Annotated in this window: 15 protein-coding genes; 5 read left to right on the top strand and 10 right to left on the bottom strand. The window is 68.6% G+C overall.

Translation table 11 applies throughout. The features are described 5' to 3' along the window. Positions 1-23: 23 nt before the first annotated feature. Together ACFXHE_RS30075 and ACFXHE_RS30070 are read right to left on the bottom strand one after the other, a co-directional pair. Positions 24-1,250: an MFS transporter gene (locus ACFXHE_RS30075; RefSeq protein ID WP_379387791.1), complete on the bottom strand. Its 1,227-nt coding sequence runs from the start codon at positions 1,248-1,250 to the stop codon at positions 24-26. Next, positions 1,250-1,900, bottom strand: a complete 651-nt coding sequence (locus tag ACFXHE_RS30070) for a GntR family transcriptional regulator (RefSeq protein WP_379387790.1) — start codon at positions 1,898-1,900, stop codon at positions 1,250-1,252. Before ACFXHE_RS30070 ends, ACFXHE_RS30075 begins: the two co-directional genes overlap by 1 nt. A 149-nt stretch (positions 1,901-2,049) precedes the next feature. On the opposite strand from ACFXHE_RS30070, the gene ACFXHE_RS30065 reads away from it, so the two are divergent. Next, positions 2,050-2,511 carry a YiiD C-terminal domain-containing protein gene (locus ACFXHE_RS30065; RefSeq protein WP_379387789.1) on the top strand — a complete coding sequence of 154 codons (462 nt, stop codon included), beginning with the start codon at positions 2,050-2,052 and terminating at the stop codon, positions 2,509-2,511. Between the two features lie 60 nt (positions 2,512-2,571). Here the strand turns inward: ACFXHE_RS30065 and ACFXHE_RS30060 are convergent, their stop codons facing one another. Further along, the gene (locus ACFXHE_RS30060) at positions 2,572-2,955 is read right to left on the bottom strand and encodes a hypothetical protein (RefSeq protein ID WP_379387788.1); all 384 of its coding nucleotides are present in this window, start codon (positions 2,953-2,955) and stop codon (positions 2,572-2,574) included. A gap of 112 nt (positions 2,956-3,067) precedes the next feature. Beyond that, positions 3,068-4,288 carry a cytochrome P450 gene (locus ACFXHE_RS30055; RefSeq protein ID WP_379387787.1) on the bottom strand — a complete coding sequence of 407 codons (1,221 nt, stop codon included), beginning with the start codon at positions 4,286-4,288 and terminating at the stop codon, positions 3,068-3,070. Between the two features lie 183 nt (positions 4,289-4,471). Here ACFXHE_RS30055 and ACFXHE_RS30050 point away from each other — a divergent pair, with 183 nt between their 5' ends. Both ACFXHE_RS30050 and ACFXHE_RS30045 read left to right on the top strand, forming a co-directional pair. Next, the gene (locus tag ACFXHE_RS30050; RefSeq protein ID WP_379387786.1) at positions 4,472-6,064 is read left to right on the top strand and encodes a carboxylesterase/lipase family protein; all 1,593 of its coding nucleotides are present in this window, start codon (positions 4,472-4,474) and stop codon (positions 6,062-6,064) included. A gap of 382 nt (positions 6,065-6,446) precedes the next feature. Beyond that, the gene (locus ACFXHE_RS30045; protein ID WP_379387905.1) at positions 6,447-7,022 is read left to right on the top strand and encodes a TerD family protein; all 576 of its coding nucleotides are present in this window, start codon (positions 6,447-6,449) and stop codon (positions 7,020-7,022) included. Here the strand turns inward: ACFXHE_RS30045 and ACFXHE_RS30040 are convergent. Both ACFXHE_RS30040 and ACFXHE_RS30035 read right to left on the bottom strand, forming a co-directional pair. Beyond that, complete coding sequence (locus ACFXHE_RS30040) at positions 7,019-7,798, bottom strand: SGNH/GDSL hydrolase family protein (protein WP_379387785.1); 780 nt, start codon at positions 7,796-7,798, stop codon at positions 7,019-7,021. The two genes, ACFXHE_RS30045 and ACFXHE_RS30040, sit on opposite strands and share 4 nt — an antisense overlap. A gap of 76 nt (positions 7,799-7,874) precedes the next feature. After that, complete coding sequence (locus tag ACFXHE_RS30035; protein ID WP_379387784.1) at positions 7,875-8,312, bottom strand: nuclear transport factor 2 family protein; 438 nt, start codon at positions 8,310-8,312, stop codon at positions 7,875-7,877. 164 nt (positions 8,313-8,476) lie between these two features. Between ACFXHE_RS30035 and ACFXHE_RS30030 the strand changes: the two genes are divergently transcribed. After that, the gene (locus tag ACFXHE_RS30030; protein ID WP_379387783.1) at positions 8,477-9,409 is read left to right on the top strand and encodes a LysR family transcriptional regulator; all 933 of its coding nucleotides are present in this window, start codon (positions 8,477-8,479) and stop codon (positions 9,407-9,409) included. Between the two features lie 63 nt (positions 9,410-9,472). Here the strand turns inward: ACFXHE_RS30030 and ACFXHE_RS30025 are convergent, their stop codons facing one another. From ACFXHE_RS30025 to ACFXHE_RS30015, 3 genes are all read right to left on the bottom strand, one after another. Continuing rightward, positions 9,473-11,236 carry an oleate hydratase gene (locus ACFXHE_RS30025; protein ID WP_379387782.1) on the bottom strand — a complete coding sequence of 588 codons (1,764 nt, stop codon included), beginning with the start codon at positions 11,234-11,236 and terminating at the stop codon, positions 9,473-9,475. A gap of 90 nt (positions 11,237-11,326) precedes the next feature. Further along, the gene (locus ACFXHE_RS30020; RefSeq protein ID WP_379387781.1) at positions 11,327-12,187 is read right to left on the bottom strand and encodes a 3-hydroxyacyl-CoA dehydrogenase; all 861 of its coding nucleotides are present in this window, start codon (positions 12,185-12,187) and stop codon (positions 11,327-11,329) included. A 2-nt stretch (positions 12,188-12,189) separates the two neighbouring features. Next, on the bottom strand, positions 12,190-12,867 hold the full coding sequence (locus ACFXHE_RS30015; protein ID WP_379387780.1) for a TetR/AcrR family transcriptional regulator: 678 nt from the start codon (positions 12,865-12,867) through the stop codon (positions 12,190-12,192). 273 nt (positions 12,868-13,140) lie between these two features. Between ACFXHE_RS30015 and ACFXHE_RS30010 the strand changes: the two genes are divergently transcribed. Further along, the gene (locus ACFXHE_RS30010; RefSeq protein ID WP_379387779.1) at positions 13,141-15,429 is read left to right on the top strand and encodes a molybdopterin-dependent oxidoreductase; all 2,289 of its coding nucleotides are present in this window, start codon (positions 13,141-13,143) and stop codon (positions 15,427-15,429) included. Here the strand turns inward: ACFXHE_RS30010 and ACFXHE_RS30005 are convergent. After that, complete coding sequence (locus ACFXHE_RS30005; RefSeq protein WP_379387778.1) at positions 15,416-16,297, bottom strand: LysR family transcriptional regulator; 882 nt, start codon at positions 16,295-16,297, stop codon at positions 15,416-15,418. The two genes, ACFXHE_RS30010 and ACFXHE_RS30005, sit on opposite strands and share 14 nt — an antisense overlap. Positions 16,298-16,331: the final 34 nt, after the last annotated feature.

Raw genomic sequence — 16,331 nt, 5'->3', positions numbered from 1 at the left:
TCCGGAGTCTCGTGCCTCCCGGGTCAGCCTGCGCGGGCGCGGCTCACGATGCCGAGGCAGATCGCGCACCCGGCCGCGAGGACACCGAACATGGCCGGGTAGCCGATGCCGGTGCTGTTGTGGCAGACCGCCATGACGGCCGGGACGCCGAAGCCCAGGTAGCTGACCGCGTAGAACACCGCGGTCAGTCCCGCGAGGTCGTCGGGCCGGGCCATGCGCTCGATCTCGAGCAGGCCCGCGACCAGGCCGCTGCCGAAACCCATGCCCAATGCGATGGCGGTCAGCACGGTCAGCCACATGGTGAGGGTGGCGGAAGCCGCTGCGGCCAGCACCATTCCGGTGATCACCAGGCTCAGCGCCAGGACCGGCAGGCGCAGCGAGCCCGGCCGGTCGATGCGGCGGGCGACGGACTGGATGCCGAACCCGCAGCCCAGCGTGATGACCGTGATGAGGGCCGAGAAGGCGATGGGCGCGCCGTGCACCTTCGGCATCATGAGCGTCGGCATGATGGCGTAGGCCGCCGCGGACGAGGTGAACAGCCACAGGCACACCGGCAGCGCCACGGTGCGGAAGCGGTGGTGCGCGGCGGCGGGGACCTTCAGGTCGTCGAGCAGCCGACACGGATTCGCTTGCGGGGCAGTGGTTTCCGGGGCGCGGAACAGCAGCGCGGCCGCCAGCACGCACAGCGTCACATTGATCAGGTAGGCGAGGGTGTCCGGCCAGGGCGCCCACTGGGCCAGCACTCCGGCCACGCCCGCGCCCACGCCGAAGCCGCCGGTGAGGCTCATGGCCGAGCGCCGCGCCCCGGTGCCCGAGGCGGTCTCGGCCGTGAACGGCGGCTGCGAGAGTTCCTTGAGCCAGCTGCTGCCCACCGCCATGGCCAGGCCCAGCGCGATGCCGCACAGCACGCGTCCGGCGGAAAGCATGGGGACGGAAGCGGATCCGAAGGCCAGCAGGGTCGAGCCGGTGGCCGCGATGAAGGGCGCGGGCCGCATGAGCGGGCGGCGGCCGTAGCGGTCGGAGAGCGGGCCGCCGATGAGCAGCGCGGGGACGATGCCCAGCACGTATTCGAACAGCAGCAGATCCACGGTGGTGGCGGGCAGCCCGTCCCGCTTGTACATGACCAGCAGCGGCGTGAATTCATTGCCGCCCCAGGCGATCGCGAAGACCGCCGCGGCCACGCCGAGCCACGCCCTGGGATGGGTGCCGATACCGGTGGTGCGGGTGCCGACGGCTGTCAGCGTCGCCATCACAGTCCTCTCAGGGTCACGCCGTGCACGTCGGTGAGGTGCTCGGCGAGTGCTTCGGCGAAACCGGCGGCGTCGGCGGCTTCGATCAGATCGGCGAGCCGGGTGTGCTGCTCGATGATCCGGTGCGGATGGGTCTCGCCCCGGTGCAGCGCAACGCTGTTCATCCGGCGCTGGCGCTCGCGCAGCGAGTCGTAGAAGCCGATGAGCAGCGGATTGTCCGCGGCCACCACGTACTCGCGATGGAAATCGGCGTCCACGATGGCGAATTCGTCGAGGTCGCCCGCGTCGGCGAGTTCGCCCTGGCGGTCCAGGGATTCGCGCAGACGGGGGATCAGCCCCGCGCGGGCGATACGGGTGAGCGCGTCCACCGCGCCGGTTTCCACGATGTAGCGGGCATGGATCACATGCTCGGCCTCGCGCGAGGGCACCGGCACCACCAGCGCACCGCGCTTGGGGTAGAGCCGCATCCAGCCCTCGGTCTCGAGCCGGAGGAAGGCCTCGCGGACCGGGGTGCGGGAGGTGCCCAGCTCCCCGGCCATCTCGTTCTCGCTGACCAGCTCCCCGCCCGGCAGATCGCCGCTCAGGATGCGTTCCTTGATTTCGCGGTAGGCCCGCTCGGCGGCGGAGAAGGTCTTGGACACAACTTGCATACTAGAGATGACATGGGATGATTTGCCCGAATGTGGCGGGTTTCACCCCGGGGCTGAAAGAGTTGCGCCACAACCCTCTCACCCATAATGATTCACGTTGTTGGCAATACGTCAGTAAGTTGCCCTATTTCCGGGACGAGGAGGTCCGCATGGGGAACGATGCCCCGCCGCTGAACGAGGTCGTGAACGGTGGCCTGGAGTTTACGATTCCGATCGCGCACAAGATGGGGGTGCGGGCCGACGAGGTGCGCCCCGGTTTCGCCGCCACCACGGTGCCGCTCGAGGGCAATGGCAATCACTTCGGCGTCATGTACGCCGGCGTGCTGTTCACCGTCGCGGAGATCCTGGGCGGCGCGCTCGCCATCGCCAGCTTCGACACCGCCAAGTACTTCCCCCTGGTGAAGGATCTGCACATCTTCTTCCGCAAGCCTGCCGCCACCGATGTGCGCGCCGAGGCCACGCTGTCGGAGGAGGAGATCGCGCGCATCACCGAGGAGGCCGAGGCCAAGGGCAAGGCCGACTTCACGCTCGAGGCCGTGGTGACCGACGCCAATGGCGTGGTGGTGGCCGAGACCGAGGGTCTGTACCAGTTGCGCGCCCACGGCAAGTGAGCCGAAACGACCGAGCCACGGAGGAAGAACTTCCGGGGCTCGGTCGTTCTCGCGGGCGTGTCAGGCGATGATGATCCAGCCCTTGCAGCCGGTGCCGGCGCTGCCCGGCCACTCCGAGCCGGAGACCTCGAAGGGGATGACCCCGGGCATCGGGGTGCCCAGGTCGATCTGGGTGGTCTGGGCGCCGTAGGTGTCGGGCAGCGGGGTGCGCTGCCCGTTCATATCGATCTTGGCGTCGTCGGTGAAGTTGTTGGAGGTGGTGATCTCCAGCGTGGTCGGCGTGAACGAGTGGGCCAGCAGGGTGGTCTGGGCGCAGCGGCCCTTGGAGTAGTCGAGCGTGATCCGCTGCGGAGCCGCGTCGGCGGACGCGGGGGCGGCGAGGGCACCGGAGACGGCGCAGGCGAGCGTGGCCAGGGTGATGCGGCGGAGGTACACGGTCTTCACGAACAGAACCTCTTTCCTGTGGTCACGACGATGAATCCCCCCTCGATCGACGACGATCATGCCGTGACCGAGCCTCCGGCACGCGTCGGACGCGCGGAAGAATCCGCGCGGATCAGTGGATGCGCAGCGGCAGGCTGCGGTGACGGCGTACGAAGATGCTCGGAAACCACTGCGGCGGGGCGTCTTCGACGAGGGCGAATCCGGTGGTGCGGTCCAGCAGCGCGGTCATGGCCGCTGTGGCCTCCAGTTTGGCCAGCGCCGAGCCGATACAGAAGTGGATGCCGCGCCCGAAGGCGAGATTGTTGGCCCCGCTGCGGCGGTCCAGGTCGATGGCGTCGGGATGCTCGAAGCGGGCCGGATCCCGATTGGCCGCACCCCACAGCAGCAGCACGTGGCTGCCCGCGGGAATCTCGGTGCCGCCCAGCGCGGTATCGATGGTGACGTGCCGATGATGGCCACGGAAGGGCGATTCCAGCCGCAGCGCCTCGTCGAGGAACGCGGGAAGCAGCGCGGGTTCGCGGCGCAGCTCGTCCTGGAGTTCGGGGCGGGTGGCGAGCAGGCGCGCGGCGTTGGCGATCAGGCCGGCCGTGGATTCGCCGCCCGCGCCGACGAGTTGGACCAGGATGAGCACCGCCACCGCGTCGGTGATGTCGCCGGCCGCACAGGCGCGGGCCAGCACGCCGAGCAGGTCGTCGCCCGGATCCTGTCGGGCGGCGGCGAACCTGGTGTACAGGTGGGCGGCCAGCTCGGTGGCGGCGGTGACCAGCTGTCCGAAGCGTTCGGCCTCGACGACCCCGCCCAGCATCTCGGTGCTGTCGTAGGCCCACGTGAGCAGTTGCGGCACATCCGCATCCGGCAGCCCGATGATGTCGGCGACCAGCGCCAGCGGCAGCCGGTCGGCCACGCCGGTCGCCCAGTCGATGCGATCGCCGTGCCGCTGCTCGGCCCACAACCGGTCCACCAGCTCGGCGGCGGTGGGTCCGAGCCCGCGAATCCGCTTGGCCAGCAAGGGCTGGACCAGTTTCCGCTGTGCCTGGTGGCCGGGATCGTCCTCGGTGGCCAGCACGTGGATGGCCTGGCCGCCGCCGTCCATGTCGAAGGTGGCGGGCGGCCGACCCTCCTGCCGCAGCAGCGCGCCGGTGAGGTGCGAGGAGAACTCGGCGGGCCGATTCACCGCCTCGGTCACCAGATCCCATGAGGTCACCAGGTAGAAGTCGGTGCCCGGGATGCGGTACACCGGCGATTCCTCGCGCAGTCGCCGGTACAGCGGATAGGGATCGTCGAGGTGCGCGGGGTCGAACAGGTCGAGGGCGTCGGGTGAGGTCCGGGTCATGCGCCCACGGTTTCCGGCCCTGAACCGACTGTCAACGGCCGTCTCGCCGTGAGACGGCCGCCACGCGGTGACCCACTCGTATGCAGGGGTTTTGTGCGCATCTCGAGACTCCGGGCCTCCGTACCGGACAGCCCATTAGTATCGAACGATTACGCGATAACGCTGCTGGCCCAGGAGGCTCGGGTGATCGTGCGCGACCGGAAGTGGATGGGACGGGGAGCCGGGGCGGTGCTCTCGGTGGTCGCCCTGCTGGTGACGGTCTTCGCGGTGAACGGACCGGTGGCGCGGGCCCTGCCGGCTGCCCCCGACACCGTCGCCATCGACAGCGGCAGCCTGCACGGCGTGCTCGCCCCGGACTACCGGCTCTTCAATGGAATCCCTTACGCCGCACCGCCGGTGGGCGCGCTGCGCTGGCGGCCGCCCGCACCGGTGCCGCCGTGGCCGGGCGTCCGCGAGGCCCGCGACGCCGGGCCGAAATGCGCGCAGGCCACGGGCGTGGGCGGGCTGCGCTCGACCGATGAGGACTGCCTCTACCTGAACGTCTGGACGCCGCCCACCCTGCCCGCCGACGGCCGCGGCCTGCCGGTCATGGTGTGGATTCACGGCGGCGGCCTGCAGACGGGCACCGGAAGCATGTACGGCGCAGCGCCTCTGGTGTCGCAGCCCGACGGCGACAGCATCGTGGTCACCATCAACTACCGGCTCGGGACGCTCGGCTTCCTGGCCGCCTCCGCATTGGACGAGGGCGACGGCTCGGGGGACTACGGGCTGATGGATCAGCAGGCCGCGCTGCGCTGGGTGCAGCGCAATATCGCGGCGTTCGGCGGCGACCCGAACCGGGTGACGGTGGATGGTGAATCGGCGGGCGGGGTTTCGATCTGCGCGCAGCTGGCCACGCCCTCCTCGGCCGGGCTGTTCCAGGCGGCCATGATGCAGAGCGGCCTGTGCGCCGGGCAAGCCCTCACCGCCGCCGAGGCCGAGGGTGATGCCTGGGCGGCCGGAGCCGGATGCCCGGGAGCGGACGCGGCCTGTCTGCGCAGTCTTCCGGCGGACGTGCTCGTCGATCGCGCGCCCGAGTCGGCGAATGTGGTGTACGGCAACGACTTTCTCCCGCGCGATCCCATTGCCGTGTTGAAAGCCGGTGGGATGACCCATATTCCGACCTTCATCGGCTCCAACCATGACGAGATGGCGCTGTGGGTGTGGATGGATTACGGCATCCCGCTCGGCGCCAGGATGACCGCCGCGGACTATCCCGTCCTGCTCACCACCCGGTTGGGCGGCATGGACCGGGCGCAGGTCGATCGGATCATGGCGGAGTACCCCCTCGGCGACTACGCGCAGCCCGCGCTGGCGCTCACCCGGGCCTGGACCGACAAGTTCGTCTGCAGGATGGCCGACCAGGTCGGCGACTTCGGCCGCCAGAACCCCACCTACGTCTACGAATTCGACGACCGGACCGCCCTGGCCCCGCCCAGCACCTTCCCGATGGGCGCCTACCACGCCGCGGAACTCCCCTCCCTCTTCGACCTCGTGCAGGCCGGCCCGTTCCTGCACGTCGCCATGACCCCCGGCCAGCAGCGCCTGCAGGACGAAATGCGCCGCTACTGGACCCGCTTCATCACCGCGGGCACCGCGGATCCGCAAGGATTGCCCGCCATCCCGCAATACACCACGGCCGCGCCGTCATTCCTCTCCTTCCGCCCCGGCGGCAACCAGTTCTCCGATGCCTTCTACGCCGACCACCGCTGCGAGTTCTGGAGCACACTCGGTTGAACTGCCGTGCAGGTACATTCGAGGCGTGACGCTCGGTAAGGGGGAACCGTGGGCAGAGCTCGGGGCGGTGGGCCCCGAGTCGGCGGTGCGGCGGGCGGTACTGGCCGCACGGTTGCGGGCGGCGGTGATGGACGCGCACGCCGAGGCGGTGCGCGTGGGGGTCTCCTCGGAAGGCACAGCGGCGCCGGGGAATCGGGACCTGATCGAACTACTCGCCCTGCAACGCCGGATCGCCGTGATCGCCGAACAGCTGGACTCGGATTCGGCGACCTCGGTCTCGCACAGCGAGGTGGCCGCGGTTTCGCACAGCGAGGTGGCCGCAGTCTCGCTGCGCGAGGACGATTGGGCGTGGAGGTACCGCTCGCGGAGGGAAGGTAATGCGATGAGTGTCAGTTTGGCCAAAGGCGGCAATGTCTCGCTGTCGAAGCAGGCGCCGAATCTGACGAAGGTGGCCGTCGCCCTGGGGTGGGACGTACGCAGCACCACCGGAGCCGATTTCGATCTCGATGCCAGTGCGCTCGCCTGCGGGCCGAATCAGCGTGTCGTCTCCGACAAGCATTTCGTGTTCTACAACAACCTGAGGTCCCCGGAGGGCACCATCGAGCACACCGGCGACAACCTCACCGGTGAGGGCGAGGGCGACGACGAGGTGATCACGGTGGATCTGGCGGCCATGCCGCCGAGCATCACCAATATCTTCTTCCCCGTATCGATCTACGAGGCCGAGACCCGGCGCCAGGCCTTCGGGCAGGTGCGCAATGCCTATATCCGGGTCGTGGACGCCGTCACCGGGTCGGAGCTGACCCGCTTCGACCTCACCGAGGACGCCTCGACGGAGACCGCCATGGTGTTCGGCGAGCTGTACCGGCACGGCGCCGAGTGGAAGTTCCGGGCCATCGGACAGGGCTACGCCTCCGGATTGGCCGGTATCGCACGGGATTACGGGGTCAACGTCTAGAGGCGCACCGGGAGCGGCACCGGGCGCTTGGGCACCCGCCGGTCACCGGAGGAGATGCCGCGCAGGCGGCGCATCACCCACGGCCCCAGCGCGGTTGCCGCCCACTGGAATTCGGCCGCGATCGAGCGCAGCGCCCCGTGCTCGGGCAGATCCGGGAGCAGCGGACGGGTCCAGGCGTCGTTCGCGCCGGGCAGCCGCAGGGCCTCGGCCACGGCGTCGGCGATGCGCTGGTGCCCGAGCGGGCTGGCGTGCAGCCGGTCCGCGTCCCACAGGCGGGGATCGGTCACCACGGCATGGTGGCCGGTCTCGGCCACCAGTACCCCGTGCCGCTGGGCCGCCGACCGCAGCCGGTCGTTGATCGCCGCGATCCGGCCGCGAATCGGCCGGGCCAGCGGAATCGTCTCGGCCACATCGGGAAAGGTCAGCGTCGCCACCACCGCGCCGGTGGCGGTGAGCGCGGCGAACATGGCCTCGACGTGCCCGGCGATCTCGTCCGGGTCGAAGTTCGGGCGCAGCAGATCGTTCATGCCGGCCAGCACAGTGGCCAGATCCGGGCGCAGCGCCAGCGCCGCGTCCAGCTGGTCGTCGCGGATCTGGTGGGCCAGCTTGCCGCGTACCGCCAGATTGGCATAGCGCAGTTCGGGATTGGTGAGGGCGAGACGCTCGGCCAGCCGGTCCGCCCACCCGCGCAGGCCGGTCAGGTCGTCGCCGTCGCCCACGCCCTCGGTCTGACTGTCGCCCAGGGCGACGTATCGCGTGTACCTGCCATCGGTCATGGCGGATCGGCCTTTCGGTGACTTTTCGTGGATCATCCCAGGAAATCGGCCGGCACGGGGGTCGGGCCGAACTCGTTCACGAGCCCGCCGCTTGGCGTTCGGCCGCTGCTGCCTCCCGTTCGATTTGCGCGATGGCTTCGGCCTGGATCCGCTCGAACTGCGCGGCCATCGCCTCGGCGAGCGCCTGCGCGCCGGAGAGCGGACGCACCATCACCATGAACTCGTCGATCCGGCCGTCGGCGTCGAAGTGCAGGAAGTCGCATCCGGTGATGCGCTTGCCCGCGACCGTGGTCTCGAAGACCAGCGCGTGATCGCTGCTGTCCGCCGCGCCGATCCCCTTGATGTAGCGGAAGTCCTCGAACACCCGCATGACACCGCGCAGGATGGCCGCGGTGATGGCCTTGCCCGGGTAGGGCTTGAAGGCGACCGGGCTGGTGAACACCACATTGTCGGCGAGCAGGGCCTCCATGGCCGCCTCGTCACGGGCCTCGACGGCCTTGCGGAAGGGGTGCATGATTCCCTCGTTTCCTATAGTCAAATCATTGTCTACTACCTCTGAACCTAGTCTGTAGTGCCTGAGGATGTCCAGGTCGTACATATTCAATAAATTGACTATCAAACAGCTGTTGAACACGCGCCCGCAGCGGCCGCGCATCACCGGGCCAATAGACTCGCCGGGTGCGACATAGGAAGGCCGATGGCTCCATGGACCTGACGCAGCTGCGGACCTTCCTGGCCGTCTACCGGGCCGGGTCGATCACCGCCGCCGCGGGTCAGGTCGGCCTCTCACAGCCGACGGTGACCACCCAGCTGCAGGCGCTGGAACGCCAGGTGGGACGGCCGCTGTTCGAGCGGCTGCCGCGCGGTGTCGCCCCGACCGCGGCCGCGCACGATCTGGCCGCGCGGGTGGCCGCGCCGCTGGACGCCCTGGAATCGGTGATCGGCGACGGCTCCGATGAAGGCGTCGCAGCCGTGGAACCGCCGGTCCTGCTCGGCGGCCCGGCCGAATTGCTGGCCACCCTCGTCCTACCCGCCCTCGCACCGCTGGTCGCGGACGGTGTCCGGCTCGCGGTGAGCACCGGCCTGGCCGACGACCTGCTCGCGGATCTGCGACTCGGGAAACTCGACCTGGTCGTCTCGACCATTCGCCCGCGCGGCCGGACCGTGCTCGCGGAGACGCTCGCCGATGAGGAGTTCGTGCTGGTGGCCGCGCCCGAGGTGGCCGCCCGCGCGGATCTGGAACGCCTGCGCGCCAATGACTTCGGCGGAGTGACCCTGGTGACCTACGCCCCGGATCTGCCGATCGTCCGCCGCTACTGGCGGCACGTCTTCGACACCCGGCTGGAAGCCGACCCCGGCCTGGTGATCCCGGACCTGCGCGCCGTGCTCGCCGTCGTGGTGGCGGGCGCGGGCGTCTCGGTGCTCCCGAGCTACCTGTGCACCCGCGAATTGGCCTCGGGCGCCATCGAAAAGCTCTGGGACCCGCAGGATGCGCCGATCAATACCGTCTTCCTGGCCCGCCGGGTGGGCGGTCCCGTCCGCCCGCACGTGGACCGGGTGCGCGCTCGCCTGCTCGCGGCCGCGCGCGAATGGCACGACTGCCCGGACTGACGACAACGGCCCGGTCCCCAGGGAACCGGGCCGTGGTGGCACGTCGGACCGAATCCGTACCGCCTACTTCTCGATGAGACCGTACTGGGTGAGCAGTTCGCCGATCTCGTTGTTGCCGAGGCGCTTCGCCAGCGCGCGCCAGAGCAGGTCAGGGCCCGGGAGGTCGATGGGATCGCCGTCGCGGAGGCGGCTCATGGCGGCCAGCAGGGTGCGGACGTCGTAGGTGGAGTTGAAGACCTCCGGGACGCCGCGTTCGATATCGAGCAGCCGATACGCCGCCTCCATACCGGTGCGCACCGAGTACTCGGTGGTGAAGATGCAGTCGCGGCTGGTCTCGGCGAACTGACCGATGAAGGCGAAGTTGACCGAACCCTCCGGGACCACGTCCGGGCGGTCACCCGCCTTGCGGGGCATGAAGAAGGCGGTCACGTAGGGCATCATGACCGGCACGCACTTGGCGCCGCTCGCGGCCAGCTCGGGGATGTCCGCTTCGGGAACGCCCAGGTGGTACAGCCACTCCTGGGTGATCTCCTCGCCGGTGCACTCCTGCATCGTCTTCTTCACGTAGTCGCCGGGCTTGTCGACGAACAGCGAGTACACCCAGACCACGATCTGGTCGGCGGGCTGCTGCTTGAAGTGCGGCTGCCGGTTGACCGTCCAGCTCATCAGCCAGCTGGAGTCCTTCACGGTGACGATGCCGCCGGTGACGACCTTGCCACTGAAGGGATCCCGCTTGCAGATCTTCTGAATGTATTCGGGGATGCGCTGATCCAGCGTGGTGACGGTGGCCGACTCCCACTTGGTCTCAGGAATGTGCGAACCGAACACGTCCGGATGGCCGAAGGCCTTGTCCTTGACGGCGATTCGGCGCCACAGATCCCACGCCGGGGCCGGGCCGTCGTCGACCTTGGCGGGCGTATGGTGGTCGCCCTCGTCGGAGTTCTCGGTGAGCGAGCCGATGGTCATCAGCAGCAGATCGTCCGGTCCCAGGTCGACGCTGCCCTCGACGCCGTCCGAGATCCAGTGGATCCGGGTGGCCTGCTTACGATCCGCGGTGAGGTCGAAGTCGACATCGGTGACCGTGGTGTCGAACTTGAAGGTGACGCCCTGGTCCAATAGCCAGCGGTACAGCGGCAGCACCAGCGACTCGTACTGGTTGTACTTGGTGAATTTCAGGGCCGAGAAGTCCGGCAGGCCGCCGATGTGGTGGATGAACCGGTGTAGGTACAGCTTCATCTCGAGCGCGCTGTGCCACTCCTCGAAGGCGAACATGGTGCGCCAGTACATCCAGAAGTTGCTCTCGAAGAAGTCCTTCGAGAACACCTCGTCGATGCGCTTGCCCTCCATCTCCTCACGGGTGGCGAGGAAGATCTTGGTGATGTCCTGCTGCGCCTTGTCGTTCAGCGTGAAGAGGTTCTCGGTCTGGGCGCTCTGACCGCGGTTGACGGTGGCGCGCTCGAGGGAGAAGTTCGGGTCGTCCTTGTTGAGCCAGTAGAACTCGTCGAGCACGCTCGCGTCCTCGACCTCCATGGACGGGATGGTCCGGAAGAGGTCCCACAGACACTCGAAGTGGTTCTCCATCTCGCGGCCACCGCGAATGACGAAGCCCTTCTTGGGTTCCCGGATGCCGTCGAGTGCGCCGCCCGGCAACTTCAGCTCTTCCAGAATGGTGATCTTGCTACCGGGCATCTGGCCATCACGGATGAGGAAGGCCGCCCCGGAGAGCGAGGCCAGGCCCGACCCCACGAACCAGGCCGTCTTGTCCTCGACGCCTGCGGGCTTGCGCGGCCGCGCGAAGGCTTCGTAATTGCCACTGCTGTAGAACATAAGAACTCCTGTCCAAGAGATTGGTCTGGAAGGAAACCCCAACTCGCGGGGGCTCTCAGGGGCCGACGCCCCTGAAACCCCCTGCTCGAATCACGCCGTGTACTTGTAGAACCCTTCCCCGGTGGCGATGCCGAGCTTGCCCTGGTCGATGTAGTTCTCCTTGAGCCACTTGGCGATTCGCTGGGCGTCCTCGTCGCCGTGGGCCATGATGTTGTAGGGCGTGGTCAGGCCGATGATGTCGAGGATCTGGAAGGGTCCCGCCGGCGCGCCGGTGCCGATGCGCCAGGTGTTGTCCACCGCCTCGGGCTCGGCGTAGCCGCCCTCGGCCAGGTTCATGGCCGCGTTCAGCAGCGGCACCAGCAGTGAGTTCAGGACGTAGCCCGCCTTCTCCTTGTGCAGCTCGATGGGCACCATGCCGATGGCGGTGGCGAAGGCCACGACGGCCTGGAAGACGGCCGGATCGGTGTCGGGGGTGCCCATGATCTCGGCGGTGTTGAAGTGCCACACCTGATTCGCGAAGTGCAGCGCCAGGAACCGGTCCGGGCGGCCGGTGAAGTCCTTCATGGCGCTGGGCAGCAGCGTGGAGGAGTTGGTCGCGAAGATGGTGCGCTCGGGCGCGAGCTTGCCCAGCTTCTCGTAGGTGTCCTGCTTGATGGCGAGCACCTCGGGCACCGCCTCGATCACCAGGTCGGCGTCGGCGACCGCCGCGGCCAGATCGGAGGTCAGTGCGATGCCCGCCGCGGCCGTCTCGGCCTTGCCGTCGCCCGCGCCCGGCACCTGCTCGCGGTAGGTGGCGGCCAGTTTGTCGAAGCGGCCGCGAGCGGCGGTCAGCACTTCATCGGTGATGTCGTACGCGGTGACGTCGAAACCGCGGAACGCGGTCTGGAACGCGATCTGGGAACCGAGTACCCCGGTGCCGAGCACGGTGACCTTGCGGATCTCGATGCTCATTGTCATTGCCTCCCTAAGGATGTGAAGAATCCGGCGATTATCTGTGCGATCTGCGCCCGCAGATCCGCCATGGCGTCGTGGCCGGGATGGGCCCCGGTGGACGGTTGCACCAGTGCCAGGTGCAGGACCGCGAAGATGCTGCGCCCCGCCAGCCTGGCCTGCTCTTCCCAACGCGCCGAGGCGGTTTCGTCGCTGGGCGGTGAGCCGATCGCGTCGCGGCGCGCGTCGGCGATGAGCCGCTCGGTGATCATGGACTCCAGCCCGGCCACCAGGGCCAGGCCCTCGGAGCGGTAGGTATCGGTGGGTGAGCCGAACAGCAGCTCACGCTGGTAGACGATGGTGTTCTCGGGCCGCTGCTCGGCCGCGCGCAGGAGCGGGCGCAGCAGGGCCGTCACCGCCTCGACCGCATCGGTCTGCGTGCGGGCCGCCGCGGCGCCGTCCGCCAGCGCGGTCCGTAATTCCTCGTTGTAGACCATCAGCAACAACTCACCCTTGGTGGCGGCGTAGCGGAACAGTGTCCCGGCGGCGATATCCGCCCGATCAGAGATTTGCTGAGTGGTAACTCTATCGAACCCGTGCTCGGCGAACAGGGCGGCGGCGGCGTCGAAGATGCGTGACTGCTTGTCGTGCATCTTGCGCTGGCGTCGGCCGACGTACACCGGACTGGCCTGCGTGACCATCGGACACCTCCAACAACCCGGATCAGAAAACTGAGTGGACTCAAAAATGAGCGTACTCCGAGTTATCGATTGCGCAACCCAGTTGGGCTGCCGAATCCGCCTGGACCGCCCGCCGGATCCGCGTGGACCGCCCGCCGGTAGTCGCGGAACAGCTCATCGGCCGCGTAATCCGTTACCGCGCAGTGTTTTCGACATGGGCTGTGCAGTTGTTCCTGAGCCGGACCGGGTGTCGTTGAGCGAGCCGGCCGGGTCTGCCGGGCGTATGTTGGTCGGATGGCCACGCATCTCACCCACTGGGGCGTTTTCGAGGCGAGCAGCGACGGGGACCGGCTCACGGCGGTGCGGCCCTGGCGAGGTGATCCGGAACCCACCCCGCTGATCGAGAATGTGGCCTCGGCCCAACATCATCCGGCGCGCATCTCGCAGCCCTACGTGCGAAAGGGCTGGCTCGAGAACGGTCCTGGACCCGCGGCGCGCGGCGCCGACGAGTTCGTGCCGGTGTCCTGGGACACCGCGCTGGATCTGCTGGCCGGTGAATTGTCCAGGGTGTACCGCGAATTCGGACCGACGGCGGTGTACGGCGGTTCCTACGGCTGGGCCAGCGCCGGGCGATTCCATCACGCGCAGAGCCAGGTTCACCGCTTCCTGAACTGCCTCGGCGGGTATGTCTCGCACCGCAACAGCTACAGCCTGGGCGCGTCGACGGTGTTGCTGCCGCACATCCTCGCGGATATGGGCACGATCATGTCGCGCGCAACGACGAAATCGGTGCTGGCCGAGCATTCGAGGCTGGTGGTCTCGTTCGGGGGACTGTCGCCGAAGAACACAGCGGTGGCGCCGGGCGGAGTCTCGCGGCACAACGGTCGCGGCTGGATCGAGACGGCGCGGGAGAACGGCTGCCGGTTCGTCACCGTCTCGCCGCTGCGCGACGATATTCCGGCCGGAGCGGACGCCGAATGGATCGCCGCCCGGCCCGGCAGCGATACCGCCCTGATGCTCGCGCTCGCCCAGGTGCTGGACGCGGAAGGCTTGGCGGACAACGCTTTCCTGGACCGCTACACCGTCGGCTACGAGCGCTTCGCCGGCTATCTGCGCGGTGCGGTCGACGGCGTCGTCAAGGATCCGGAGTGGGCCGAGCCGATCACCGGCATTGCCGCGGAACGGATTCGGACGCTGGCGCGGGAGATGGCGGGCACGCGCACGCTGGTCACGGTGAGCTGGTCGCTGCAACGCGCCCGATACGGCGAGCAGCCGCTGTGGCTCGGCGTGGTCCTCGCCGCCATGCTCGGACAGATCGGTTTGCCCGGCGGCGGATTCGGCCACGGCTACGGGTCGGCCGCGAATGTCGGTCTGGCCGTGCGGCTCACGTCGCCCCCGCGTCTGTCCCAGGGCGTCAACGGCGTCGATGACTTCATCCCGGTCGCGCGCATCGCGGACATGCTGCTGAACCCCGGCGCGCCTTACGAATACAACGGCGAGCACCGGACGTATCCGACTATCCGGCTGGTCTACTGGGCCGGCGGCAATCCTTTCCATCACCACCAGAACCTGGCCCGGCTGCGCACCGCCTTCGGCCGCCCGGACACCGTGGTGGTGCACGATCCGTTCTGGACGGCCACCGCCCGGCACGCCGACATCGTGCTCCCGTCGACCATGACGATCGAACGCGACGACTACGGCTCCGGCGAGGGCGACCGCTTCCTGTTCCCGATGCCGGCCTTGACCCGCCCGCACGGCGAGGCCCGTGACGACTACTGGATGTTCGGTGAGCTGGCCGAAAGATTGGGCGTCGGAAAGGAATTCACCGAGGGGCGGACAACGCGGGAGTGGCTGCGCCATCTCTACGACGAATGGCGCGAGCGGCTGCGCGACCGCGGTCACGAGGTGCCGGACTACGACTCGTTCTGGGCCGGGGAGTCGATAGCCCTGCCCATCGAGGCCGAGGAGCACATCGCGTTCGCGGACTTCCGGGCCGACCCGTCGGCGCACCCGCTCCGCACTCCGAGCGGCCGGATCGAGATCTTCTCCGAGACCATCGCGGGCTTCGGCTACGACGATTGCCCGGGACATCCGGTCTGGCTCGAGCCCGACGAGTGGCTGGGCAGCCCGCTGGCGGCGCGGTTCCCGCTGCAGCTGGTGGCCAACCAGCCCCGCACCAAGCTGCACAGTCAGCTGGATATCGGCGCGCACAGCCAGTCCACGAAAATCTCCGGCCGCGAACCGGTCCGGCTACATCCCGACGACGCCGCCGTCCGCGGCCTCGCCGCGGGTGACATCGTCCGGATCTTCAATGACCGCGGCAGCTGTCTGGCCGGGCTGGATATCAGCGACGCGGTACGTCCCGGAGTCGCACAGCTGTCGACCGGCGCCTGGTACGACCCCGACCCGGCCGCCCCGGCTTTCTGCCGCCACGGAAACCCGAACGCGCTGACCGACGATCGCGGCACCTCCCGCCTGAGTCAGGGCTGCACCGGTCAGCTGTCCCTGGTGGAGATCGAGCCCTATACCGGCCCGGTCCCGCCGCTGACCGTCACCGGCCCGCCCGCGATCACCGGTTCCTGAGCCGGTTGTCCGCCGTGAGGGCCTCGATCACGGTGCGAGCCGCATTGGACGGCGTGCGCTCGACTGCGTGGCCGACGCACAGTTTCCAGGGCAGCGGCCGGGGTGCGAATTCGGAGTGGGGCACGCCGGGGGAGAGCAGCGCGACGGACTTCGGGATGAGGACCATCCCGAAGTCCTTGGCGGCCAATTCCAGTGCGAAGGCCTGGTCGGCCACCTCGATCACGGGAACGCGGCCCGGAAAAAGCTCGTCGGCGATGGTGCGGATGCCCCAGCCCGGCGGGAAGTCGATGTAGCGCACGCCGTCCAGGTCGGCGGCCCGGAACGGACGCCCCGCCAGCGGATGGTTCGGCCCGGTGCAGAGCACGAGGGTCTCCTCGGCGATGAGATGCGTGGTGATGCCCGGAAATTCGCTGCTCATGCCGGCCAGCAGCGCCAGCTCGAGCGAATTGTCGCGCAGCCCGGCCACATTGCCCGCGACGCCGGAGATGCTCTGCCGCATCTGCAGGGTCACCGCCGGAAACCGCTGGTGCAGTTGGGCGATGATGCCCGCCAGGTCGAAATTGTGGATGTTCATGAGATTGCCGACGACCACCTCGCCGCGGATCTCGCCGCGGGCGGCGTCGATGGCGTCCACGATGTCGCGCCGGGCGCGCAGCAGCGTCCGGGCGGGAGCGACCATGGCCCGCCCCGCCTCGGTGAGTTCCAGGGTGCGCGGCGTGCGGTCGAACAGGCGCACCCCGAGTTCGTGTTCGAGCTTGCCGACGCTGGTGGAGACCGCCGATTGGACCAGGTTGAGGGCGCGGGCCGCGGCGGTGAAGGACCGATGGTCGCAGCAGGCCAGGAAGCATTCGATCTGACGCAACTCCATACTCCGAGCCTACCGATGCCATCTACTTCAGAGA

The sequence above is a fragment of the Nocardia sp. NPDC059229 genome (assembly GCF_042754165.1).
Taxonomy (GTDB): Bacteria; Actinomycetota; Actinomycetes; order Mycobacteriales; family Mycobacteriaceae; genus Nocardia.
The sequence above is the reverse complement of the archived record's forward strand: the minus strand, read 5'-3'. Positions and strand labels throughout refer to the sequence as shown.